The sequence below is a fragment of the Bradyrhizobium sp. HKCCYLR20261 genome (assembly GCF_051168435.1).
Taxonomy (GTDB): domain Bacteria; phylum Pseudomonadota; class Alphaproteobacteria; order Rhizobiales; family Xanthobacteraceae; genus Bradyrhizobium.
Genome location: NZ_JBNPUZ010000006.1, coordinates 205,994 through 229,853, shown reverse-complemented (window position 1 = coordinate 229,853; position 23,860 = coordinate 205,994). Strand labels below are relative to the sequence as shown.

At 65.4% G+C, this 23,860-nt stretch carries 18 protein-coding genes; 5 read left to right on the top strand and 13 right to left on the bottom strand.

The genetic code is table 11. The features are described from left to right. Positions 1-340: 340 nt before the first annotated feature. The 4 genes from ACQR1L_RS16445 to ACQR1L_RS16430 all read right to left on the bottom strand — a co-directional run bounded on the left by ACQR1L_RS16445 (position 341) and on the right by ACQR1L_RS16430 (position 6,819). The gene (locus ACQR1L_RS16445; RefSeq protein WP_434858979.1) at positions 341-2,455 is read right to left on the bottom strand and encodes an autotransporter strand-loop-strand O-heptosyltransferase; all 2,115 of its coding nucleotides are present in this window, start codon (positions 2,453-2,455) and stop codon (positions 341-343) included. 67 nt (positions 2,456-2,522) lie between these two features. Beyond that, on the bottom strand, positions 2,523-4,472 hold the full coding sequence (locus tag ACQR1L_RS16440; RefSeq protein ID WP_434858978.1) for an HlyD family type I secretion periplasmic adaptor subunit: 1,950 nt from the start codon (positions 4,470-4,472) through the stop codon (positions 2,523-2,525). A 3-nt stretch (positions 4,473-4,475) separates the two neighbouring features. Beyond that, positions 4,476-6,227, bottom strand: coding sequence for a type I secretion system permease/ATPase (locus ACQR1L_RS16435; RefSeq protein ID WP_434859246.1), 1,752 nt, complete (start codon positions 6,225-6,227; stop codon positions 4,476-4,478). 232 nt (positions 6,228-6,459) lie between these two features. After that, complete coding sequence (locus ACQR1L_RS16430) at positions 6,460-6,819, bottom strand: hypothetical protein (RefSeq protein ID WP_434858977.1); 360 nt, start codon at positions 6,817-6,819, stop codon at positions 6,460-6,462. Between the two features lie 283 nt (positions 6,820-7,102). Between ACQR1L_RS16430 and ACQR1L_RS16425 the strand changes: the two genes are divergently transcribed. The 3 genes from ACQR1L_RS16425 to ACQR1L_RS16415 are packed head-to-tail and all read left to right on the top strand — an operon-like array spanning position 7,103 to position 10,241. Beyond that, positions 7,103-7,285 carry a hypothetical protein gene (locus ACQR1L_RS16425; RefSeq protein ID WP_434858976.1) on the top strand — a complete coding sequence of 61 codons (183 nt, stop codon included), beginning with the start codon at positions 7,103-7,105 and terminating at the stop codon, positions 7,283-7,285. Further along, on the top strand, positions 7,282-9,207 hold the full coding sequence (locus ACQR1L_RS16420; RefSeq protein WP_434858975.1) for an ethylbenzene dehydrogenase-related protein: 1,926 nt from the start codon (positions 7,282-7,284) through the stop codon (positions 9,205-9,207). The genes ACQR1L_RS16425 and ACQR1L_RS16420 overlap by 4 nt, the downstream gene beginning before the upstream one ends. Next, the gene (locus ACQR1L_RS16415; protein WP_434858974.1) at positions 9,207-10,241 is read left to right on the top strand and encodes a 2Fe-2S iron-sulfur cluster-binding protein; all 1,035 of its coding nucleotides are present in this window, start codon (positions 9,207-9,209) and stop codon (positions 10,239-10,241) included. The genes ACQR1L_RS16420 and ACQR1L_RS16415 overlap by 1 nt, the downstream gene beginning before the upstream one ends. 41 nt (positions 10,242-10,282) lie before the next feature. Here the strand turns inward: ACQR1L_RS16415 and ACQR1L_RS16410 are convergent, their stop codons facing one another. Then, positions 10,283-11,140, bottom strand: coding sequence for a VOC family protein (locus ACQR1L_RS16410; RefSeq protein ID WP_434858973.1), 858 nt, complete (start codon positions 11,138-11,140; stop codon positions 10,283-10,285). Positions 11,141-11,289: 149 nt separating this feature from the next. Here ACQR1L_RS16410 and ACQR1L_RS16405 point away from each other — a divergent pair, with 149 nt between their 5' ends. Beyond that, positions 11,290-12,600 carry an NAD(P)/FAD-dependent oxidoreductase gene (locus ACQR1L_RS16405; protein WP_434858972.1) on the top strand — a complete coding sequence of 437 codons (1,311 nt, stop codon included), beginning with the start codon at positions 11,290-11,292 and terminating at the stop codon, positions 12,598-12,600. A gap of 3 nt (positions 12,601-12,603) precedes the next feature. On the opposite strand, the gene ACQR1L_RS16400 is transcribed toward ACQR1L_RS16405, so the two are convergent. The 7 genes from ACQR1L_RS16400 to ACQR1L_RS16370 all read right to left on the bottom strand — a co-directional run bounded on the left by ACQR1L_RS16400 (position 12,604) and on the right by ACQR1L_RS16370 (position 21,749). Next, entirely contained in the window at positions 12,604-14,220 is a 1,617-nt protein-coding gene (locus ACQR1L_RS16400; RefSeq protein WP_434858971.1) for an ABC transporter ATP-binding protein, read from the bottom strand. Continuing rightward, on the bottom strand, positions 14,217-15,047 hold the full coding sequence (locus ACQR1L_RS16395; protein ID WP_434858970.1) for an ABC transporter permease: 831 nt from the start codon (positions 15,045-15,047) through the stop codon (positions 14,217-14,219). Before ACQR1L_RS16395 ends, ACQR1L_RS16400 begins: the two co-directional genes overlap by 4 nt. A gap of 2 nt (positions 15,048-15,049) precedes the next feature. Beyond that, positions 15,050-16,027 (bottom strand): ABC transporter permease, encoded by a 978-nt coding sequence (locus ACQR1L_RS16390; RefSeq protein WP_434858969.1) that lies wholly within the window; start codon positions 16,025-16,027, stop codon positions 15,050-15,052. Between the two features lie 24 nt (positions 16,028-16,051). Continuing rightward, complete coding sequence (locus ACQR1L_RS16385; protein WP_434858968.1) at positions 16,052-17,668, bottom strand: ABC transporter substrate-binding protein; 1,617 nt, start codon at positions 17,666-17,668, stop codon at positions 16,052-16,054. A 276-nt stretch (positions 17,669-17,944) separates the two neighbouring features. Next, entirely contained in the window at positions 17,945-19,558 is a 1,614-nt protein-coding gene (locus tag ACQR1L_RS16380) for an ATP-binding protein (RefSeq protein WP_434858967.1), read from the bottom strand. Then, complete coding sequence (locus ACQR1L_RS16375; RefSeq protein WP_434858966.1) at positions 19,555-20,256, bottom strand: response regulator; 702 nt, start codon at positions 20,254-20,256, stop codon at positions 19,555-19,557. Before ACQR1L_RS16375 ends, ACQR1L_RS16380 begins: the two co-directional genes overlap by 4 nt. A 20-nt stretch (positions 20,257-20,276) precedes the next feature. Next, a complete protein-coding gene (locus ACQR1L_RS16370) occupies positions 20,277-21,749 on the bottom strand; it encodes a DUF4153 domain-containing protein (protein ID WP_434858965.1) in 1,473 nt (490 codons plus the stop codon). Positions 21,750-21,961: 212 nt separating this feature from the next. On the opposite strand from ACQR1L_RS16370, the gene ACQR1L_RS16365 reads away from it, so the two are divergent. After that, positions 21,962-23,326 carry a glycoside hydrolase family 3 N-terminal domain-containing protein gene (locus ACQR1L_RS16365; protein ID WP_434859245.1) on the top strand — a complete coding sequence of 455 codons (1,365 nt, stop codon included), beginning with the start codon at positions 21,962-21,964 and terminating at the stop codon, positions 23,324-23,326. A gap of 19 nt (positions 23,327-23,345) precedes the next feature. Here the strand turns inward: ACQR1L_RS16365 and ACQR1L_RS16360 are convergent, their stop codons facing one another. After that, positions 23,346-23,633, bottom strand: coding sequence for a hypothetical protein (locus ACQR1L_RS16360; protein WP_434858964.1), 288 nt, complete (start codon positions 23,631-23,633; stop codon positions 23,346-23,348). Positions 23,634-23,860: the final 227 nt, after the last annotated feature.

Here is a 23,860-nt window from a genome sequence, read left to right as displayed (position 1 = left end):
GGAGTCCGCAATTATGTTGTTGTTCGGGCATCGCGAAGCTGTGAACGCTTCGCCATCCGAGCTGCCAAGTGATTGAATTTCAGTGGCAAGCAACAAATGCAGGTGCGGCCATCTGACGCGAATTGCATCTTCTCGTCAACATGCCGCCGCGATCCCGCCAGCGCCGGGGCTTTCCTGCGAATGGGTTGCAGGGGATGCGGCGTGCGTTCGAAAACGCGTCAGGAGATTTGGCTGACGTTCGGTTCGACCCGCTCTCCGAGAGACTAGACCCACGCTCCGAAAGAAACGTGTCCGGGTACGGAAGGCCGAAGTCGCCCGGAAGAACGCGCCGGCCGACTGCTCAGGACTGCGGAGCGGCCTGGCGCTGCGCAATCAGCGCGGCACGGATCTTCTGGAGCAGGCTGGTGTACAACTGGTTCCAGCCAGGATCCTGCGTGTTGGCGTCGAGCCCGCGCTTGGTGAGGCCGAGGCTGATGCGGTAGACGGCGAGCGCGCCATCGATATTGCCGAGAGGAACGAAGGCATCTCCGAGGCTCTGGTAGGACGTGGCCAGCGCCTGCGGCAGCGACGGATCGTTGGCTGCGATGTTGGAGAGATGTGTCATCAGCGCGGTGTTGGCGCGTCGCTGCTCGAAGGCCTCGGCATGGCGGTCCTGGGCGGCGAGCACGTCGGCCAACAGAGCATGGCCCCAGGCAAGATCGCGGTGAAATATGAGATTGCCGCGATGCGCGGCCGTGAGCTTCCGAATGATCGCCAGGCTCGCGGAGTAGGCGGCATGTGCAGCCTCGAGATTTCGCTGAACGAACAGGACCGCGCCGATCCTGTTCAAGGCAATCGACAGGTTGCGTTGAAAGCCGGCATTGTCAGGATCGGCTGTGGTCAGATGCCTGACGATCGCGATGCTGTCCTTGTAGTTCTGCAGCGCCGTCGGGAGATCACCGGCGGTGGCTGCCTGGTCTCCTGCCGCGATCCGAGCAGTCGCCTGATCCAACAATCGGCCGGCGGCGACCGTCACGCCGACGGCGAGGCCGCCGCTTGGCACGTCGCCGGTCCGGCGCGCCAGCAGGGACGACAAGGCGATCGGCTGGTCATGCTCCGGCCGCCCGTCTGGAAACTCAGGGGGCTGATGCGGCTCGGCGGCCGCCGGATGGGAAGACGCTTCCGTTTGGGGCGGCAGTCCTTCTCCGAAGCCGGGAATCCGCCGCAGCACGCCTTCGACATGGTCAGCGGTGATCAGGCGGGTGCATTCGAACTGTCGGGGCGTGCCCTTCCAGCGCGGGCACCAGAAGAAGTCCTGATGGTCGAAGCGATGACGGCCGTCATTCCAGCAGCCATTGCAAACATGATGGTTGATGACGCGGTAGGGCGTTGCGAATTCGTTGATCGGATGGGTGAAGCCGCTGATCAGCGCCACCGGCGTGCCGACCGCCCAGGCGAGCCACGACAGGCCGGAGGAGAGGCCGACGAAGAAGGCGGCATGCTTGAGCCAGCGCGCGCGCTCGGGCAGCGGCCGGTCGCCAGTCTGATCCTCGGCCTCGGCGGGAATCTGTGTCCGGAACGCACCGTGGTGGCGGCTGGCGTGCTGGTCGATGCAAACCACGCGATAGCCGGTCTGTTTGAGGAAGGAGACGATTCGGTCCCAGCCGCCGGGATTGTTCCAGTGCTTGCAGCCGGTCGTGGCCTGCACGGCGATACAGACATAGGGCGCTTCGATCGGCCGGCTGTCGTCGTCGAGCGCCACGCGCGGCGGCCGTTCGGCAGGATCGACGCCGAGGATATAGGCGGCCGTGCGATGCAGGCCGACCTGCCGGAAATCGCAGGGCTGGTAGACCGACTGGGCGTCGTCGAAGAACAGGGCGACGGAGTAGGTGGCGTAGTATCGCTCGGCCTGGATTGCATCGGGCGCAATGAAGGTGATGTCCGGATAGGCGGCAGCGAACAGCGGGATCAACGCTTCGCCCAGCGCGCAGCTGAGGCGGCAGGAGTGCTGCTCCTTGAACTTCACCGCGTAGCTCATCCAGCCGATCACGTCGCCGATGGTGCCGACCGGAAACTGGATCAGCACGTCACGGTCGGTGGCGTCGTAATCGTGGCACAGCAGGCGTTCGGATCCGGACCAGACTTCCAGCCTGAACGGAATGAAATAGCGCTTGGCACTATTGACGTGTCCGGACCGCAGGTCGATGTCGAACAGCAGGTTGGCCGTCTCGAGATCGCTCATCCGCACGCGCCAGGGCTGTCCGTTGTCCGGCAGCATGACGCGGCAGCCATCATTGAAGTCGAAGCGAAGCCCCCGTGGCCCCTCCTGGGTCGGCAGCGCCGAAGGCGGCGATAGCCGGGGCGTTTCCAGGCGATCGGCAGCCTCGGGCGTGACGCTTGGCCCGGCGTCCGGCGCTCGCGCAGCCAGGGGCACCATCGCGGGATCGGAGGTGCGGGGAAAGCTTGCGACGTTCATGCTGATATCGCGGCTGCGGTCTGCGCTTTGCGTTGAAGATCTCGCAGACCGCGATGTGTCGAACCTCCTACTCCACGAAGGCGCGGCGCCATTGATCGAGTACCGGCTTCATCAGATAGCTGAGCATCGTACGGCTGCCGGTCTGGACGAAGACCTCGGCCTGCATGCCCGGCATCAGATTGAGGTTGCCGAGCCGCTTCCGCTCCTCGTCTGACAACGTGATCCGGACCGTGTAGTAGGTCGAGCCCGACCGCTGGTCGTTGGTGATGTCGGGTGACACGAACGACACCTGGCCATTGAGCTGCGGCGTGGTGCGCTGGTTGAACGCATTGAAGCGGACCATCGCATCCTGGCCGGTGTGGACATGGTCGATGTCCTTGGGCTGGACATGCGCTTCGACCTGCAACTCGTCGGAGTCGGGCACCAACTCCATCACCGTCTCGCCGGGCTTGATGACGCCACCGATGGTGTGAACGGCGAGCTGGTGGATGGTGCCGGAATTGGGCGCACGCATCTCGATGCGGTCGAGCTGATCGCGTGCGGCGACGCCCTTCTCGACCAGATCGCCTTCCTTGGCTTGAGCTTCGCCGAGATCCTTGACGACCTCGCTGCGGAAGTCCTGATCGATCTTGACGGTCTGCAACTCGGCTTCGCTGATCTTGGACCTGGTCTCGGCGACGCTGGACACCAGCTGGCCGCGTTCGCCATCGATGCGCGCGGCCTCGCGCTGCAGCGTCGTCAGTCGCGTCAACGGCACGAGGCGCTTGTCGTAGAGATCCTGCACGCCGGCGAGTTCGCCCTTGATCAGGTCGATCTGCTTGTTCTTCGACTCCAGCTGGGACTCCATGCCGCTGATCTCGTTGTTGAGCTGGACGATGCGTCCCTGCAGCAGGTCCTTCTGGCTCTTGCGCGTGATCGCACGGGCCTTGAACAGCGCGTTTTCCGAGGCAATCACCGCGCGGACATGGGGATCGTCGGGACGTGACGTCAGCGTGGCCGGATACTCCGGCTGCTCCAGACCATCCCGCTCGGCCGACAGCCGCGCGATCTTGGCGCGCTGCTCGTTCAGCTGCTTGGTGATCGACTGCAACTGGGCCTGACTTTGGGTCGCGTCGAGCCGCACGAGAAGATCACCGGCGGCGACGCGCTTGCCGTTGTCGACCTTGATCTCCGCGACGATGCCGCCGGTCGGATGCTGGATCGCCTTCACGTTGGACTGCACCACGAGATTGCCGGGCACGACGATCGCGCCCGCGAGCGGCACCAGCGTCAGCCAGCCGCCGACGAGCACGCCGAACACGAGCAGCACGCGCAGGCCGAGGCGCAGTTCGTTCTCGAACATGCGGCCGACGCGTGGAACGAGCGACTCGTCCGAATCGTCGTCGAGATCGGCCGCCGTTCCCTGGGCGGCGATGAACGTCATTCCGGTGGTGAGCGCGGTGCCGGCCGTGTTCACCAGCCGCCCGGTCCGGGTCTGCGACACGGCAGGCGCATTCATCATGCGGGCGGGGAGGTTCTGTTGTCCCATCGTCCGTGCTGTCGCGCCGCCGAAGTCGGGATCCCGGCGTGCGTCTCTGAGATCCAGAACCGGTGCATTGTGGGCTGGCAGCCGTCCGGCAGGCTGCCGTGAAGGTGGCGACAACTCCGGCTCGTAGGAGCGCGTCGGTGCGGGCGACTGCCACTCCATCTCGCGAATGCCCTCGCCGCGCCGCGCTCGGGGAGGGGTCGCGCCGAGGCCGAACAGCGAGAGCGACGCGTCGAGCGCGCGCCCCATCGTGCTGCCCTTTTTCTTGCGCGGCTTGGCGCGCGTCTGCTGCGGCGGCGTACGCCGACGCTTCTTTGCGCCGTCACGCGCATTGCGGCGATCACGCGGATCCGCCTCCGAGCCGTCATCGAATGCGCCCTGCAGCCGCTGCAGCTCGAGAATCAGCGCATCACCCTGCGGGCCGACGGCGCGGGTCTTCGGCCGCACATAGTTCTGGTCATCGAAGGGCCTGAAGTCGTTGATGTGTTTCATTGATCAAGCGCTTTCTGCTGGGGCCGCGCGACGAAGCATTCGGGCGTTCGGATTTTGTGCCGCTGCTGGAGCGGCAACCCTGGGCGCCGCGGCGGCGTGCGCAACGGCGGGGCCGGCCGGAGGCTTGACGCCGGCGACACGGGCGAAGATCTCCTGGCAGGGGCCGAATGCGATCGCCTTGCCCTCATAGAGGACGAGCGCCATGTTGAGCGCGTTCAGCGCGCTCGGGCGATGCGAGATCACGATGACGATGCTCTGGTTCTGCTGCCGCATGATCTGAATGGCGCGGCTCAGCGCGTTTTCGCCGTCGGTGTCCAGATTCGCGTTGGGTTCGTCGAGCACGATGAGGAAGGGGTCGCCGTATACGGCACGCGCCAGACCGACCCGCTGACGCTGACCGGCCGACAACGACATGCCGCCCTGACCGATTCGCGTCGCGTAGCCCTCCGGCAGCCGCAGGATGATGTCGTGCACGCCGGCGATCTGCGCAGCCTTCAGAATGGCATCGGAATTGGCATTCTCGTCGAAGCGGCAGATGTTGTCGGCAATGCTGCCGTCGAACAGCGCGACATCCTGCGGCAGATAGCCGATGTGGCGGCCGAGATCCTCGTTGCTCCATTGATCGAGCGCCGCACCATCGAGGCGAACGGTGCCCTGCAGCGCGGGCCAGATTCCGACCAGCGCCTTCGACAACGACGTCTTGCCCGAGGCGCTCGCGCCGAGCAACGCGAGGCCCGTGCCTGCCTTGATCGAGAACGACACGTTCTGAACGATCGGCCGATCCGTGCCGGGGGCCGCGACCGTGAGCTCCTGCACCGTCAGTTCGCGGTACGGACGTGGCAAGGCGACCGGCGGCGCTTCGGGCTTTGCGGTCGCCCGGCAGATGTCGCGCAGGCGCGTGATGCCCTGGCGCGCGGCGACCAGTTGCTTCCAGCTGCCGAGCGCGATCTCGATCGGCGCGAGGGCGCGGCCCATGAGGATCGACGAAGCCATCATGACGCCGCCGGAGGCCTGCTCGGAGACGACCAGGGCCGCGCCGATTCCGAGCATGCCTGACTGAAGGATGAAGCGCAGGACCTTCGCAGCGGCGCCGAGATTGGCATAGACGTCGCTCGCGCGGATGTTGTCCTTCAGATACTTCTCGTTGACGGCATTCCAGCGCGCCGAAAAGCGGTCGAGCATGCCGAGCGCGCGAATCACCTCGGCATTGCGCTGCGTGGCATCGGCGAGAACCTGGCGCGCGGCGCTGGTGTCGCTCGCCGATCTGCTGGCCTGACGCGCCAGGCGATCGGTCACCAGGGTCATGCCGATGATCGCCACCGTGCCGATGATCGCGGTGATGCCGATCAATGGATGGAACAGGAACATGCCGATCAGGAAGATCGGGATCCAGGGCATGTCGAGGAAAGCCGTCGGTCCCATGCTGGACATGAAGGCGCGCAACTGATCGAGATCGCGCAGCGGCTGCTGCATCATCATCGGCTTGGTTCCGCGCAGGGGCAGCGTGGCCAAGGCGTGATGAATGGCGTCTTGCAGGCTCGCATCGAACACGGTTGCAACCCGGCACAGCATGCGGGTGCGCAGCGCGTCGAAATAGCCCTGGATCAGGTAGACGACGAGAATCATCACGGAGAGGCCGATGAGCGTCGCCAGGTTTTTGCTCGGGACGACGCGGTCGTTGACCTGCATCATGTAGACGGAACCCGAGAGCATCAGGACGTTGATGACGCCGCTGAACACGCCGATGCCCGCCATGCGCTTCACGGCCTGGCGCAATCCGCGCGTCACCGGGTCATCGCTTCCCGAGAGAAGGTCAGTGATGGCAGCCGCGGCTTTCATTCTCGGGCGGTCTTGAGCCAGACTCATCCAGGCGCGTCTCCCAAAGGCAGTGCTTCACCAAGCGCTCTTGACAGCCGATGCCGACGATTTTCCGGCAACAATGCGACGCATGGGCAAATCTGTCGCAGCAGCGCGGGTGGCTACGCCATCATCTGCCAGATGCAACTAACTCGCGGGAAGAGATTGCGGCATTGCTCGGCGCGATCAGCTCCGCGGCAAATCCGATCGCGATCATCGATAGTTGCAGCGGCAGGACGAACACGCATGCAGCGCGCGCGTCACACATTCGTCTGTCTATCACCTTCGTTCCGCACTCATTGGTCGTCGTCCGGGCCGAATGACGCCACGAAGCCGAATAAATCTTCCTGCGGTGCAACGCACAGGCATTGTCATCTCGATCGATGCAGGACTCGATAGCGGTGCGGAGGACGATCATGATGGACGCGGCAACACTGGAAAGGCGGGTTCCGCGCACCATCAAGTCGGTTGCAATTAGTTCGATGTGCATTCGGGGCCAGCGGCGCGTTCTGTCAACGAACGTGCGGCCGCCCTGGATCCGGCAGACGGTCTGAAGACCACGTTCGAACAAGAGCAGGGAGGAACAAGAGGGCCAGTTCGCGTGCGATCCGAGCAACTCGTCACCGGCTCGGCCCGCAACAACTGATCAGAGCGAGGCGTGATCCAACCGATCACTCCCAAACGTAGCGGGGCAACGACCACCAAGCCGAGGGGCGCAGTCGGCATAAATCAGATGAAGTTGCTCACAGTAAGAGTATCCGGGGGACGACACGTTGCTGGACTACATCACCACCACGACGCGTGATGCGGGAATGAAATCGGGTCGAGGAACGGTCTGCAGGGGGGCGTCTGCGACGATCCTGCGCCGAACGGCCCCGCTGAAGCGAAATCTGGTCGCCGGATCGGCGGTGTATCGCGCCGATAGCGTGCGCGCAGCTCTGGAGGCGCACGCATGAAGATTCGAAAGACCGACTATGGAACGATCATCCTGCACTGGACCCTGGTCGCCGCCACGGTGATCGCGTTCCTGACCGGCCTGCGCATGGCGACCGAAGCACCCGGCCACGCCTGGATCGCCAACAATCTCGACTGGCTGTTGCCGCGGCACCGGACCTGGACCTGGCACATGCCGGCCGGCGTGGTGCTCGCAAGCGTTGCGGTCGCCTACATGATCTACATCGCCAAATCCGGCCTCGGCCGTCGTGTCACCATCGACAAGATGCGATTCAAGGGCCTGCTGGGTAAGCGTCCGGCGCGGCTCGGGTCGATCAGCGTGATGCTGCACTGGATTCTCTTCATCTCCATGGCAACGCTCATCGTCACCGGCGGCATGCTGTTCTTCGGCGTCGCCTCCGGCTACGTCACCATGATGATCCACTGGTACGCGACATGGGTGATCCCGGCCTTCGTCGTGCTGCACGTCCTGGTTCATTTCAGCATCGGCGGAAAGATGCAGCTCTATCGCGTCTTCCGGCCGGCGCCGTTGCCGCCGCCGCCGCCGAAGCTCGATCCCGTCGAACTGCTCACCTTGCTGGTCGAGCAGTCCGAGAAGCTGGAGGAAGCGGAGGCGCCACCGAAGAAACCTGCACCCGCTGCGCGACCGCCTGGGCGTGAACCGATGCCGGCACCGCGCCGCATGGAAGAGCCGATGCGGGCGCGACCCGAGCCGCGCATGCCGCCGCCCGGCCGCATGCGTCCGCCGGCAAAGGGCAATACGCGGCGTCGAAATCCGAGCTTTCAGGCCAACCCGTTCATGGTCGCGACGGCTGCCGCCATCGTGATCGGCTCTGCGATGTTCGCCGCGGATTACTATGCCGAGGACTCCGTGACGGTCTATCGGATCGCGAGTTCGGACGCGCCGACGCTGGACGGCGATTCATCCGATCGCGTCTGGCGCAACATCCAGCCGCACATGGTGACCACCAATCAGGGTGATAATTTCGACGGAACCGGCGAATCGCGCGTCTGGATCAAGGCGGCGCATGACGGCACCTGGGTCTACTTCCTCGTGATCTGGGAAGACCCGACGCGCTCGTTGAAGCAGCTGCCGCTGATCAAGAAGGCCGACGGCTGGCACCTGCTGCACAACGGCTTCGAGAAGGGCGACGAGAACGACTACAACGAAGACAAGTTCTCATTGCTGTTCACGACCCTGCCGATCACTCTGGCCGCTGACCGAACATTCCATATGAGCTCGCAGCCGATGCCGGACAAGCCTGCGACGCTGTCGGGACGCGGCATTCACTACACGCCTGCGCCGAATCTCTACGCCGATGCGTGGCTGTGGAAGGCGACCAGCGGCGGTCCGACGGGATGGATGGACGACAATCATTTCGGCCCGCCGGCCGAGCCGACGCCGGATCAGATCAAGGGTCTCGCGCCTTACAAGGGGGGATTCGCCGCCGATCCCGGCACCGCGAACTACACGGACAATTTCGTGCTCGACAGGGAGGCGGCCCGGCTCGGAAATCGCGGCGTCAGGCCGAAGCGTCTGCCGAAGGACGTCGCGGCGATGACCGCGGCGATGGGCGAGATCAATCTCGACCCCAACATCGGCGAGAGCGAGGGATCGCGCTGGTTCATGACGGAAGCGGAATCGGTGCCTTATTCCGCGGAAGCCGACGCGCAGACGCCGATCGGGACGGTCGTGCCGGGTGTGCTCGTCAGTGGCGAGTTCACAGGAGATCGTGCCGACATCCGCTGTGCGGCGCGTTGGGCGGCGGGCCATTGGACTCTCGAGATTGCCCGCAAATTGGACACGAAAAGCAAGTACGACGTCCCGATCAAGAACGGTGTCTTCATGCGAGTCGCTGCGTTCGACCACACCCAGATCCGACATACGAGGCAGATCCGGCCGATGCGACTTGAGGTGCAGTGATGGGTAAGATTTGCAAGATCCAGTACAACAGGGAAACGTTCTACGCGAATGTGGGCGATATCCTGCTCGACGGCGCCATCAATAGCGGCGTGGATCTGCCTCATGACTGCCGCAGCGGAATCTGTGGCTCGTGCAAGGTGACGGTCGTCGACGGCAAGCTGTTCGGCGGAATGGAAGGCGACATGGCGCATGCGTGCCAGGCGCGCGTGGTGTCCGATCTCAAGATCATCACCGAGCCGGTGCCGGACACCGTGACGATGAACTGCGAGGTCGGCGATCTCGTGCGGCTGGCGCCCGACGTCGTCGGCGTCACCATCGAGATGCCAAAGCCGCTGCGCTTCTTCCCGGGTCAATATGCCAAGGTGCAGTATCGCGGCTTCCCGACACGCTGCTACAGCCCGACCTATCCGATGGTCGGCGCGCCCGACAGCCACCTGCTGTATCTGCACATCCGCATCCTGAAGGATGGCCTGGTGTCATCGGCGCTCGGCCGCGACATCCAGGTCGGTCATCGCGTCAAGCTGACGGCGCCACTCGGCACCGCGTTCTTCCGGCAGAAGCATCGCGGCCGCATCATCCTGGTTGCGAGCGGCACCGGCTTTGCGCCGATGTGGGCGATCGCGGTTGCCGCGATCACGGAGAATCCGAAGCGCGAGATCGTCTTCATCGTCGTGTCGCGGACCTTGCAGTCGTTCTACATGCACCAGGCGCTGTGCCGGCTGGCGCGCTTTCCGAACGTGAAGATCATCCCGATCGTCTCGGAGCCGCAGAACGTGTCGCCGGCGATTCGCAGCGGCCGTCCCACTGAGCACATGCCGGAGCTGACGCCGAATGACGTCGTCTACACCTGCGGCGCGCCGGCGATGACGGAAGCGGTGGCGAAAATGTCGCGCGCAGCGGGCGCGAAGTGCCATTGCGATCCGTTCGTGTCGTCGGCGCAGCCGTCGGAGTCGAGCGGCGGGTTGATGGATAAACTGGTGGGCTGGCTCGATAGCCAGCGCGGCCGGCCGGCGATGTTCCAGCCGGCCGAGTGACGTCGCGGCCGCGTTTGGCGCGGCCGCGAGTTTTCAACGTTTTAGCCGGCCACGAAGGCGAGCAGCGTTCCCGTCGCGAATGCCGGCGGCACGACGATGCTCGCGCCGCTGCGCACGCCCGCCGTGCCGAGCGCTGTCTCAGTCTTCGCCAGATCATGCGAGGCCAGCACGAGGCCGGCGCCGCCGCGCTCAGGCAGGCCGGCGAGCGACACGCTGGGATAGCGCGCCGCCAGCTGCTCCCGGGTCAGGAACACGAAATCGGCGCGGTCACCACCGGAGGCGACGGTCACGGCGCCGTCGCTCTCGCTGCGGCCGTCACGGTCGATCAGGCGCGACAGATGCGCGGCGTCCTTGGCCGGGTCGGGCGTGACGATCAGCGCCTGCTTGAGCTGCTTGGCTGCGTTTGCATGGCTCATCAGTTCCGGAATCCACACGGTCTCGCGCGTCTTGTGCTGGCAGGCGAAGATACGCAGGCCGCCAGGGGCCTCGGCGACGGGCCACTGAAACACGCGGAATTTGGCGGCAGAGATCGTGCCGTCAGGCAGCGGCACCGGGCGCTCGAAGTCGATCGGGCCGATCGGCTCGAAACCCTTGGCACGGATCTCCTCGGCGCCGGCAGCCGAATCGATGGCCGTAAAAGCGATGCGCTCGATGCCTTCGCCGCGCTGGGCGATGAAGTTGCGCGTCGGCACGTTGTGGTCGGTCTCGGCGAGGATGCCGAGCAGCTCGATGTAATCGGGATCGAGCATGATGGTATAATTGCCCGAGCCCATCTTGGCGCTGTGGGTGCCGCGGGGCGACAGCGTGAAGCCGAGCCGCTTCCAGGTCTCGGCGGCCGCGTCGAGCTCCTTCACCACGACGACAGCGTGATCGATACCGATGACATTCTTGAGGGCCACGCGTTTGTCTCCTTGCAGCGAACTTGGCATATTGGCGGCCGAACTATGCCCAATCGACCCATGCGCCGCAACCGGCGCAGCCGGGCGGGTAATGCAAGGCAAGATCGATCTCCGCGCGGGATATCGATCAGCAGAAATGAGCTGTTGCGATGAGCACGACCACCGATCACGTTCAATGGCCTCCGTCGCTGTGGGCGGCCCAGACTCCGCCCGGGCCGGATCTGCCGGAGCTGCGGGGCAGCCTTCAGGCCGACGTCGTCATCATCGGCGGCGGCTTCACCGGCCTGTCGACGGCGCTGCACCTGCGCGAGTCCGGCACCGACGTTGCCATCGTCGAGGCGATGGAGCCGGGTTGGGGGGCTTCGGGTCGCAACAACGGCCAGGTGATCCCGACGCTGTCGCGGCCCGATCCCGAGGATCTGATCGCGCGCCACGGCGCGGCCGGCGAGCGCTTCGTCGCCATGCTGCGCGACAGCGCGTCCACGCTGTTCGACACCGTCAGGCGCTACAACATCGACGCCGAGCACGAGCAGGCCGGCTGGGTGCAGCCGGTGCATACGCCGGGGCGCATCAAGATCGCCGAGCGACGCTTCAAGCAGTGGTCGAAGTTCGGCGCCCAAGTCGAGCTGCTGTCGCGCGATCAGGCGCGCGAGATGCTCGGCTCGGACGCCTGGCATGGCGGTTTCTGGAACAAGACCGGCGGGCACATCAATCCATTGGCCTTGGCGCGTGGCCTTGCGCGGACGGTACTCAGCCTTGATGGTCGCATCTACGCGCGCTCGCCCGTGATTGATTTCAAACGCCAGGGTGACCGCTGGGTGGTCCGCACGGCGCAAGGCGAGCTGTCGGCGCGCGCGCTGGTGCTCGCGAGCAATGCCTATAGCGGCGAGTTCTCCAAGGCGCTGGCGCCTGACATCGCGCATGAGGTGATGCCGGTGCTGTCGTGGCAGATGGCGACGCAGCCGCTGTCGGACAATGTGCGCAAGACGATCATTCCCGATCGGCAGGCGATGTCGGACACGCATGGCGAGCTGTATTTCGCCCGCTATGACGCGCGCAATCGCCTGGTCACCGGTGGCGCCGTGATCGGTCCGGGCAACAAGGCGGAGCGGCTAAAGGCGCGCGTCGCCGAGCGCCTGCAGCGGCTGTGGCCGCAGATCGGCGAGGTCCGGTTCGACTATGTCTGGAACGGCTATGTCGGCATGACCACCGACTACATGCCGCGCATTCATCGGCTGGGCCCAGACGCCTATGGCTGGACCGGCTGCAACGGCCGCGCGGTGGCGCTCACGATCCCGCTCGGGGCCGAGCTCGCAAAGGCCGTGCGCGGCGTGCCGGCAGGCGAGTTGGCACTCCCGTTCACCGAGCCGGTGACGATCCCCGCGCATGCGCTGTTACGGCCGTTCGCGCCACTGATGCTGTTGCTCTACCGCTACCGCGACGCCCGCGAGATCGCCTAGTGCCTAGCTCGCGGCTGTCCGGGCAAAGTCGCCGCCCGGAATAGCCTCGAGCAGCGCCTGAGTATACGGGTGCTGGGGGTGACCGAACACGTCGCGCGTCAATCCGTGCTCGACGACGACGCCGTCCTTCATGACCGCGACGAGATCGCAGATCTGCGCGGCGACGCGCAGGTCATGGGTGATGAAGACGATCGACAGACCGAGCCGTTCGCGCAGTCCTGTGAGCAGCTTCAGCACCTGCGCCTGCACGGAGACGTCGAGCGCGGAGACCGGCTCGTCGGCCACCAGCACCGCCGGCTTCAGCGCGAGCGCGCGCGCCAGGCCGATGCGCTGGCGCTGACCGCCGGAGAATTCGTGCGGAAAGCGATCGGCCGCTGACGGATCGAGGCCAACCAGACTGAACAGCTCGCGTGCCTCGCGCAGCGCCTGATCGCGCGGCGTGCCGTGGATGATCGGCCCCTGCGCCACGAGATCGACCGCCTTGCGCCGCGGGTTCAGCGAAGCGAACGGGTCCTGGAACACCATCTGCATCTGCTGGGTCCGCTGCCTGATGTCGCTACGCGACAGCTTGGCCCAATCCTCGCCTTGCAGCAGGATCGATCCCGCATCGGGATCGATCAGCCGGATGATGCAGCGGGCGAGGGTGGATTTGCCCGAGCCGGACTCGCCGACGATGCCGAGCGTGGCTCCCTTGGGCAGCATGAGCGAGACATCCTTGACCGCGTGAGTCACACGCACGCCGCGGCCGAGGAAGCCGCCCGTACGATAGGTCTTGGCGACGCCGGAGAGTGCGAGAATGGTCTCGTCCGAGAGCTGGCGCGCCGGTGGCGCGGCCACCGGCGGCACGGCGGCGATCAGCTGCTGCGTGTAGGCGTGTTGCGGCTTGCGCAGCACGTCTCGCGCGGGACCCTGTTCGACCACGACGCCATGCTGCATCACCACCACGCGGTCGGCGATCTCGGCGACGACGCCGAAATCGTGGGTGATGAACAGCACCGCGGTCTTGCGCCGCTGCTGCAACTCGCGGATCAGCTTCAGGATCTGCGCCTGCGTCGTCACGTCGAGCGCGGTGGTCGGCTCGTCGGCAATCAGGAGCTTCGGGTCGAGCGCGAGCGCCATCGCGATCATGGCGCGCTGGCGCTGGCCACCCGACAGCTCGTGCGGATAAGCCTTGGCGGCGCGCGGCGGATCGGGGATGTGAACGTCTGTCAGGAGCGCCAGCACGCGCGACTTGATCTCGGCCTTGGACAGATCGGTGTGAATCTCAAGGACCTCGCCGATCTGATCACCGATGGTGCGCAGCGGATTGAGCGCCGTCATCGGCTCCTGGAAAACCATGGCGATCTCGGCGCCGCGGATCCGGCGCATGTCGGCGGCTGGGGTCGTGCAGAGATCGCGTCCGGCGAACAGGATGCGGCCGCCGTCGATGCTGACGTTGTCCGGTAGCAGCCGCATGACGGCATTGGCCATCATCGACTTGCCGGAGCCGGACTCGCCGACGATGCAGACGATCTCGTTCTCGGCGACCGAGAGCGACAGCTCGGAGATCGCATGCGTGCGATCGGCGCCCTTGGGCAGACGAACGCTGAGGCGGTCGACGGTGAGGATGGGTTCGCTCATCGCTGCTTCAGCCGCGGGTTCAGGGCATCGTTGAGGCCCTGGCCGACGAGCGACACCGCGAGCACCGTGACCAGAATGGCGACGCCGGGAATTGCCGAGACGTACCATTGCACGCGCAGCACGTCGCGCCCGAGCCCGATCAGATTGCCCCATGACGCGACATTCGCATCGGACAGGCGCAGGAAGGCCAGCGCGCTCTCCAGCAGGATCGCGACCGCCATCACGACGCCGGCATAGACGATCACGGGCGGCAGCGCGTTCGGCAGGATCTCGCGCAGGATCAGCTGCGTGTCCCGCATGCCGAGCGTACGGCCGGCCTGGACAAATTCGCGGCCGCGCAACGACAGGAACTCGGCCCGCGTCAGTCGCGCCGGGGCCGGCCAGGAGACGATGCCAACCGCGACTGTCACCGTCGTCAGGGTCGAGCCGAACACGGCGACCAGCACCAGCAGCAGCACGAAGTTCGGAAGGGTCTGGAACGCCTCGGTGATGCGCATCAGGATGTTGTCGACCCATCCGCCATAGTAGCCCGCGAGCGCTCCGACCATGACGCCGATCACCACGGCGATCAGGGTGGCGACGCCGCCGATCAGGAGCGAGATGCGAGCGCCATGGAAGATCTGCGCGGCGATGTCGCGGCCGGAATTGTCGGTGCCGAGCAGGAAGCGTGGATTGGCGAACGGCCACACCAGAGGGCGGCCGGCGAGCGCGAGCGGATCGCGCGGATAGAAATAGCCGGCGCTGATGGCCATGCCGATGACGATCAGCAGCAGGATCAGGCCGAGCACAGCCGGAGGGCTGCGGAAGTAGCGTTTGACGGCATCCATGCTCAGCTCTCCGCCGCGATGCGCGGATCGAGCCGGGCATAGAGCAGGTCGGTGATGAAATTGACGAGGATCACGAGCAGCGCCGAGACGAAGACGATCCCGAGCAGCGTGTTCAGATCGCGCTGCACGACGGACTCATAGGCGAGGCGTCCGAGGCCGGGCAGCGAGAACACCGTTTCGACCACGACCGAGCCGCCGAGCATCGTGCCCGCCTGCAATCCGATCAGCGTGACCATCGGCAGCAAGGCGTTACGCAGCACGTGGCGAGTGATGATACGCGTCTCGTCGAGACCCTTGGCGCGGGCGGTGCGGACGAAGTCGAGATTGAGAACTTCGAGCATCGAGGCGCGCATGATGCGCAAATAGATCGCGAGGAAGATCAGGCCGAGCGTCAGCGATGGCAGCACGAGGTGGCTGGCGATGTCGAGCACGCGCCAGATCCCGGTGCCGACCGCGCCAATATCCTCGAAGCCGCCGGCCGGCAGCCATTGCAGATAGATCGAGAACACGACGATGGCCATCAGGCCGAACCAGAACGACGGCGTGGCGTAGAAGACGAGCCCGAGGGTCGAGATCAGCGTGTCAGGCCAGCGGTTGACGTTTCGCGCGGCGATGACGCCGAAGATCAGGCCGAAAAAGAACGCGAACGACAGGGACGAGATCATCAGCAGCAAGGTTGGCGGCAGCCGCTCCAGGATCACGGCCGCGACCGGCTTGCCGTAGATCGCCGAGAAGCCGAGATCGAGCCGCACCAGCCGCCACAGATAGTTCGCGAGCTGCATCGGCACCGAAAGATCGAGGCCGTAGAAGCGGCGCAACTCGCGGGCGGTGGCCGCATCGCCGCCGCCCATCTGGGCCATCATGGCGTCGACCGTATCGCCCGGCGCGAGCTGCAGCAGCAGGAAGACGCCGATCAGGATCAGGAACAGGGTTGGGATCGAGGCGGCGAGCCGCCGCCCCGCAAGGCTCAGGATGCGCATGGTCTTATTCTGACCGAGTTCGGCTCAGGCCGAAAGCCACAGATCGTGCCAGCTCGACGATCCCCAGCGCGGCGTGTTGGAGTGGTTGCGCGCCTTCGCCGTGATCACCGTGACGAAGATCTGCTCGATCGGCATCCACACCGGCAGCTCGGTATTGGCCTCGCGCACGAAGTCGGCATAGAGCGCCTTGCGCTTGGCCGGATCGACCTCGGTCGCCGCGTCATCGATGATCTTGTCGATCTTGGCGTCGTCCCAGCCCCACTGGTTGGTCCACGGCGCGCCCTTGGGCTGGCCGGAGCGATACCAGACGGTTGTCGAGACCGCGGGATCGTTGCGATACTGGTGCCAGCCGGTGGCGAGGTCGAAGGCGTGCTCGTCATAGACCTGCTTGAGGAAGCCGCCGCCATCGTTGCGCACGATCTCGACCTGAATGCCGACTTCGCCCAGGGATTGCTGGATGAAGGTCGACCACAGCGAGATGTCCTCGCCCCAGGGGGCGGGCAGCAGCCGTAGCGAGAAGCGGCTGCCACCGGCGGCCGGCTTGAAGCCGGCTTCGTCCAGCAGAGCCTTCGCCTTGGCCTTGTCGTAGGGATATTGCGGGGTATCGGCGCCTGGATAGAAGTCGGTCGAGGTCGAGGGAATCGGGCCCGTGCCGAGCTTGGCGAAATCGCCGAGGAAGTTCTCGATGAAGAACGGCACGTTGATCGCGTGCGCGATGGCGCGGCGGACCTTGATGTCAGCAAGCTCCTTGCGGCGAACGTTGAACTCCAGCGTGTTGGTACGGGCGTTGCCCTCATTGCCCTTGGTCGAGACGATGAAGCGCTTGTCCTTGCCGAGGCGGGCCATGTCGGAAATCGTCAGCCCCGAGAACGGGCTGTAGTGCAGTTCGCCGGCTTCCATCTGCGCGGCCGCGGCGGCGCGATCGGTGATCACCTTCCAGACGATGCGGTCGAGATAGGGTGCGTTCGGGCGCCAGTAATCGGCGTTGCGGTCGGCGATGATGTACTGGCCGCGCTCGTACTTCACGAACTTGAACGGACCGGTGCCGAGGGGCGCGAGGTTCGTCGGGTTCTGCCGGATGTCGCCGTTCTCATAGATGTGCTTGGCCGAGACGTAGCCGAGATCGGGCAGCGCGCGCAGCAGCAGATTGAGCGGCATCGGCCGCTCGTAGCGGAAGATCGCGGTCTGCGGATCGGGCGTGTCCACCGCGGTGAGGAAGAGCTGCAGGGTCGATCCGTAGTTGAGGATCTTCTTCCACATGTTCATCGCGGTGAAGGCGACATCCTCCGACGTGAACGGCTTGCCGTCGTGCCAGATCACGCCCTTGCGCAGCTTGAAGGTGACCGTCTTGCCGTCGGGTGTCGCTTCCCAGCTCTCCGCGAGGACGCCGACCGGCTGCCCGTTGGCATCGAGATCGACGAGGTTCTCCTGGATCTTGCCGCCGATGATGTAGACGCCGGTCGAGGCCTGCAGGCTCGGATTGAGCTGGCGCTGCTCGGCGCCGTAGTGGACGTTGAACACGCCGCCCTTGCGCGGGGTTTCCTGGGCGAAAGCCCGCAGAGGATTAACCACGTTCGCGGCGATGGCGGCGGAGGTCAACAGGGCAGTCCGGCGGCTGATCTCGAAACGGCTCGAAGTCATCAAGGTCTCCCGAAAGGCCAATGGAACGCTGGCCGATGGTGCAATCGCGCCGGAGATTACGCGGATCGCGCGCGCGAGTCATTTGCGAATTGCGCAGCCGATCTGCGGCATCCTGGTCCGGCGCGCGCGACGGGCGGCCTCTTGGCACAAATTGCTCGTATACAAACGATCGGGAGAACGTCGCCGCTGCCAGCCCCGGGATTGGGCTGGGGATTGGCGGTCGCCATCCGAGGCGCCGGAGCAACTTCAGGATCGCAGGCAGCCAGCGGCGCCATCTCAGATAGATGTTCCGCGATCACCGGCCAGCGGCAGCCGCAATTCGAACGCGACCCCCGTCTCGGGAGACAGCAGCAGGATCTCTCCGCCGTGGCTTGCGAGGATGGCCCGTACGATGGCCAGCCCCATGCCGGTGCCGCCGCTGTCCCGCCGGGTCGTAAAGAACGCATCGAAGATGCGGTCGCGATTGTCGGGCGAGATGGGATCGCCGTCGTTGCCGGCAATGACGACCAGTTGACCGTCACGATCCACAGCATCGAACCGGACCCGCCGCGCCCCGTGGCGGACCGCGTTGTCGACCAGATGCGTGAGCACGATCAGGACCGTTTCGCTCGAGAGTGAGGTCTTGCGGTCGACCGGACCGGACGCCTCGATCGTGGTCGCCGGGAAGCGCTGCCGCAGCATGGCGACCGCCTCCGCCACGCCGCCGGGGTCGATCGTCGACATGGTCTCCGCCCGCGCCAGCTCGCGCAGGCGCTGGGCCAGCGCCGTCAGGCGATCCGCGTCGGCAAGAATGTTGGTGAGGAACGTTTCCTGCTCCGCGCGTGTCAGGGTCGCCGAGCCGCTGGCAAGGGAATCGAGCAGCAGCTCTGCGGCGCCCTTGATCGAGGTCAGCGGCGATTTGAGCTCGTGGGTCAGGTGCGCCGAAAAGCTTCGGATGTAGTTGGAGCGCTGCGCCAGCTGCTCGGCCATGGCGAAGAAGTGTTCCGCCAGCTCGGCGAAGTCGCGCGTGCCGTAATGGGCGAGGGGACGAAAGCCCGCGGGGTCGTTGCGGCCGATCCGGCCGGCGCGATCAACGAGCTCGCGCATCGGCCGCGTGATCGTCCGCGACACGATGAGGCCGACCAGCAGCGTCGTCAGGACGATGGTCGACCCGGCGGCGATGAACTTGCCGCGCTCCTGATAGAGATGCTCGAAAATGTTCCGTGGCGTGCGCGAGGTGTAGATGACCCCCGCAACGTGATCGTTGACGATCACGGGCATCGCCGAGAACACGTGCACACCGACGCCGCGGCTGATCGAATAGATCGGCGGCGGCGCCTTGTCGGGAATGCGGATGCGGAGCGCGGCACTGTAGCGGCCCTGCAGGGCGCTCGCGACCTCGTCGATGTGGGCCAGCGACTTGCCCATCTCGTCGCGGCCCGCGATCACGACGCCTTGCGGGTCAAGCACGCGAAAGCCCGCCAGCGTGACCTTCTGCGTCTCCTTGATGATCGGCAGCAGCCGCGCACCGATGGCCACATAGGCCGGATCGGCCGAATGGATCGCCTCGCGCGCATCGGGGCGGCGCACGAACAGATCGTTGGCCAGCAGATCGAGCAGAGGGCGGATCGGCGTGACCTCGTCGGCCGCATCGGGGCGCGCCTCAAGCGGGATTTCGAAGCCCAGAGGAATGCCTGAGGCCAGGCGCGCGGCGACCTCCTCGGCGAAGACGGCCGCCAGTACCCGGCTCTGCGCGATCAGCTCGGCCTGGGTCTGACGGATCAGCTGATTATCGTAGATGCGGAAAAAGAACAGCCCGACGAGGGGCAGGGTGCCGACCAGCGCCAGGACGCCGAACACGATCTGTCCCAGCGACGGCCGCCATTTCCGCTTCGGCTTCGGCGCGATCATGGCGCGCCGCAGCGGCCCAGCCGGAAGCCGACGCCGTGGACGGTCTCGATAGCGTCCTCGCAACGAGCCGCCGCGAGCTTGGCCCTGATGTTGCGGATGTGGCTGTCGATGGTGCGGTCGGAGACCTGGATGTTGAGCTGATAGGCCGCGCTCATGATCTGCTCGCGGCTGAAGACGACCGCCGGACGCGTCATCAGCGTCCGCAGGATGCTGAATTCGAGCGCCGTCAATGTGAGTGGGGTGTCGCCGAAGCGCGCCGCATGCTGCTGCGGGTCGAGACGAAGCCGGCCGTGTGCCAGCTCCTCCGCCTCGGTCGCGCGATCGGCACCGCCCGAGGTGACGCGACGCAGGATCACATTGACACGAGCGACGAGTTCGCGCGGGCTGAACGGCTTGGTGACGTAGTCGTCTCCTCCGATCTCGAGGCCGAGAATGCGATCAATCTCCTCGTCCCGGGCGGAAAGAAACAGGATCGGGACCTGCGAGGTCCGGCGGATGCGCCGGCAGACTTCCAGGCCGTCGAACTCCGGCATGCCGACGTCGAGCACGATCAGGTCCGGTCTATCATCTGCGAACTTCGCGAGGGCGGCCCGGCCGTCGGCGGCTTCCGTCACGGCCATGCCGGCCTTGCTCAGGGCGACGCGCACGACCTCGCGGATGTGCGGATCATCGTCGACGATGAGAATTCGGGGAGACAAGCGGCGCTCCATGGCAAGTGTCAGCTTGGCGTCTGCGTTGCGGCATGTGTATCGAGATCACGCTGCAAGCGCCAGCCGCGAAAGCTCCAGGTTCTCCATGACGCCATATCCCTGGCCTGGTCCGCCAGCAGCACGCCATGGATACGCGCCAGCTCTGGGGCCTGAGGCGACAACAACATGGCCCGCCGGATCGCCGGCAGGGCTTGCGGCCCCAGTCGCGCTAGATAGGAATGATCGAGGGCGACGCCGCCCCGCCCGGCCTCGCGGCTGTGGGCCACGTTGTAGTCGGCGATGAATTTGTCGAAATTGACCAGGGAGCACCCGTAGAGGATGGCTGCCAGCACGACAAGATTCACGTGGATCAACCAGCGCGTCGGACGGTCCTGAGCGATACGGATCACGATCAGGATCAACCCCACGGCGACCAGCGCCATCCAGATCAACGCCGCGATCCGCCAGCCGGTGAGCAGATAGGTTTCGATGTAGAGATGCACCCGCTGGATCGAGGACATGACGAGCATCACGTTCTGTCCAACCCAGAGATATACCAGCGGTCGGACGAGCCTCGACTGATCGGCTGCTTGTGGACGGATGGCGACGACGACAAAGGCGGCTGCCAGAAGCGCGGTCGCAATCAGCGGATAGGCGCCGCGATGAGCATACGCCGCGTAGCTCATGCCGTCCGGAAGCGCCAGATGTCCCCAGAGGTAGAGCCCATCAAGCACGGTCTGCAGCGCAAACAGCACGTTGAACATGAGCAGCGAGCGGAGGATGACCTGCGGACCAAGCACGGAGTCCAGCGGCGATCGCACGTCCTGCGCAACGGCATCCGGTGCGGCCGGACCCGGTTTGTGCTGGCGCCAGCGCAAATGCATGAACGGCCAGATCAGAGACAGTGCGATGAGCCAGAAGACGACCCTGGCCACGCTGACATCAGACACGACGTGGTCGGGGCGGAAGCGATTGAGCCATTGCTCGATCACCGGATTGGCCGCCGCGAACAGGAAGATGAAGATGGCGTACAGCGCCAGCGGAATGCTCCACGCCAGCAGGAAACGGGTCAGGACGTTGGTTTGGAGGATGGCGATGGTGTCCGCAATCAGCCTGAACGGTCCGGCGAGGAGCAGCTGCCGTGCGGCCGTCAGCGGCACCCGCGGTCCGGCCGCGGTCGGATCGGTCAACACCGCGACGGCCGATATCGTTGTGAGCACGAGGATCGCGAACGACAGCATATCCAGGGCTTCGAGGCCCGGAGCGAGACCGGCGACGAAGATGCCGGCCGCCACGATCCAGCGGCGGCTGTCGATCTTGTCGCAATTGACGAGGACGCAGCCTGCGAACAAGGCGATTGCAAACAGCACGACGCAGAGGCCGATGGGCTGGTTGTAGAACATGATGTCGGCTAGCCACAGCAGGCCGAGAGCGCAGACGAATTTGAGCCACTTGGCCTGGCCGGCGGTGGGCGTGCCGGTCAGCTCAGCGGAGCTGCTCATTGCGAAGATCCTCGTTTCAGTCGTTACGGCTGGGCTGCCGCGATCACGGGATTTCAACATGAGGCTCGCGCGTGCAGTCGGTCGCGAGACTGTCTGCAGCATCTCAGGATTTGTTTGCAGAATTCGTGCAGACGCGCTTCTCCGGCTGGCGCACCCCAATTGTCGTTGTTACGCAATCACCGTCTTCATTCGTGTGGATCGGCTTGTCGAACATGTTCGGACGTATCAGGACCGTGATCCTCTGGATCCTTGCGGTGCTCCTTGTTTTCATCACGCTGAACAGCAACGAACCCTATTTGGTCCGGCTGCGCGGCCCCGGTCACGTCGCCTTGCTGGTGATCGGGGTGGCCGTTCCGCTCCTTCTGGCGCTGAGCGGAGGCTGGCGACGCGGCATCGCCGCGCGAGCCCTGCTGCTGGTCTGGTGCGTTCCGCTCATCGCGTTGACGGCGACCCAGTTCATGTTCGCCTGGCGGAAATACGAGACGTTCCGGACCGAGCCCGAGGTGGCGCGGCTGCTCGGACGGCACTTCATCGCCGGCTACAGGTCCGCGGACGAAGCCGCTGCGCTGGCGCGGCACGGCTTGATTGCGGGCGTCTATGTCACCCATCACAATATCCGCGGACGGACGGAAGCTCACCTGCGCACCGAGCTCGCCCGCTTGCAGGCCGAACGTCGCGGTGCAGGTCTCCCGCCGCTCCTCGTCGCCGCAGATCAGGAGGGGGGCAGCGTCGCGCATTTGTCGCCGGTGCTGCCGAACATCCCCGGCCTCTCCACACTCGCCGATCTGCCCGCCAACCGGCGCGCGCGGGCCGCGTTCGAATTGGGACGCTCCCAGGGTGAGGGGCTTGCGGCCGCGGGGGTCAACTTCAACTTGGCGCCGGTCGTCGACCTTCGCCCGCATTGGACCCGCAATCCGCTGGATTTTCACACCCTGATCGGTCGGCGTGCGATTTCGCGGGATCCGGATGTGGTCGGTGACATCGCGCTCGGCTATGTCCAGGGTCTGGAGGCCAGCGGCGTTCGCGCGGCGGTCAAGCATTTTCCGGGCCTCGGTCGGGTCGAGGCCGATACGCACCATTTCTCGGCTCAGCTGGATGCGCCCGTCGATGCCCTGGAACGATCGGACTGGCGACCGTTCCGTCACGTGCTGGAACGCTCGCAGGCGGCGATGATGGTCGGGCATGTGACGGTCGACGCCGTCGATCCCGAGCGGCCCGCGTCGCACTCCCGGAAGGTTCTCGACGGCCTGATCAGGGGACAGTGGCACTATCAGGGCGTCATCATCACCGATGATCTCGTGATGGGGGCAATCTACGGCCGCGACCTCTGCAAGGCGGTCGTGGAGGCTCTCAATGGTGGCGCCGATCTGCTGCTCGTGGCCTATGACGGCACTCAGTTTCACCGGGTCTTTGCGTGCGCCAGGCAAGCGCTGTCAGACGGACGCATCGATCTCGATGCCCTGCGTCGCAGCGACGAGCGGCTGGCGCGCTGGAGGCCTGACGAGACGTCCCGGCCGTCGAATGTCTCGACAGTATCCGAGACGGCTGGCGGCGCGCATCGAAAGATCGTGGACTGACGGAGTCGCGTGTCCAGGTTCAACGCGGGCCGTTGCCGGTCCAATTGCGCCAGGCGACGTTGGAGAGGCTCCTGAGATCCGTGCCCAGGGGACGTCGAGTCTGCTTGTCGTGCTGGGCGATGAGCTGCTCGGACTCGCGGATCTTGACCTGAAGTTCCGCAACCTGCCGCTTGGTTCGCTCGATCGCCTTCCCATCGGCGCTTTCGCCGACCGTGAACCGCGCCGTCTCGATCTGCTTCAAGGCCGCGCGGTTCTTCTTGAGCTGGGCGCGATGCCAGGCAACCTTGCTGTCACTGTCCGCAACCATAGGGGACTCCTCGCGAGGGGACGGAGTCTAGACAACAATGAGCTGATTCGCGATCGCGTCTGGCTGCACCGTCGTTTGTCGATCTGGGCCGTTGTGGTGTCAGAATGCCGATGACCGCCGCGCTGTCACGAGATGAGGCGAGGCGACCGGGTCGCGGAGCTGCCCAAGGCGCCTCCGGGAGGGGGGCTGACGACGACGGATGCGCGCGGGATTTCCCCGCTCGCAAG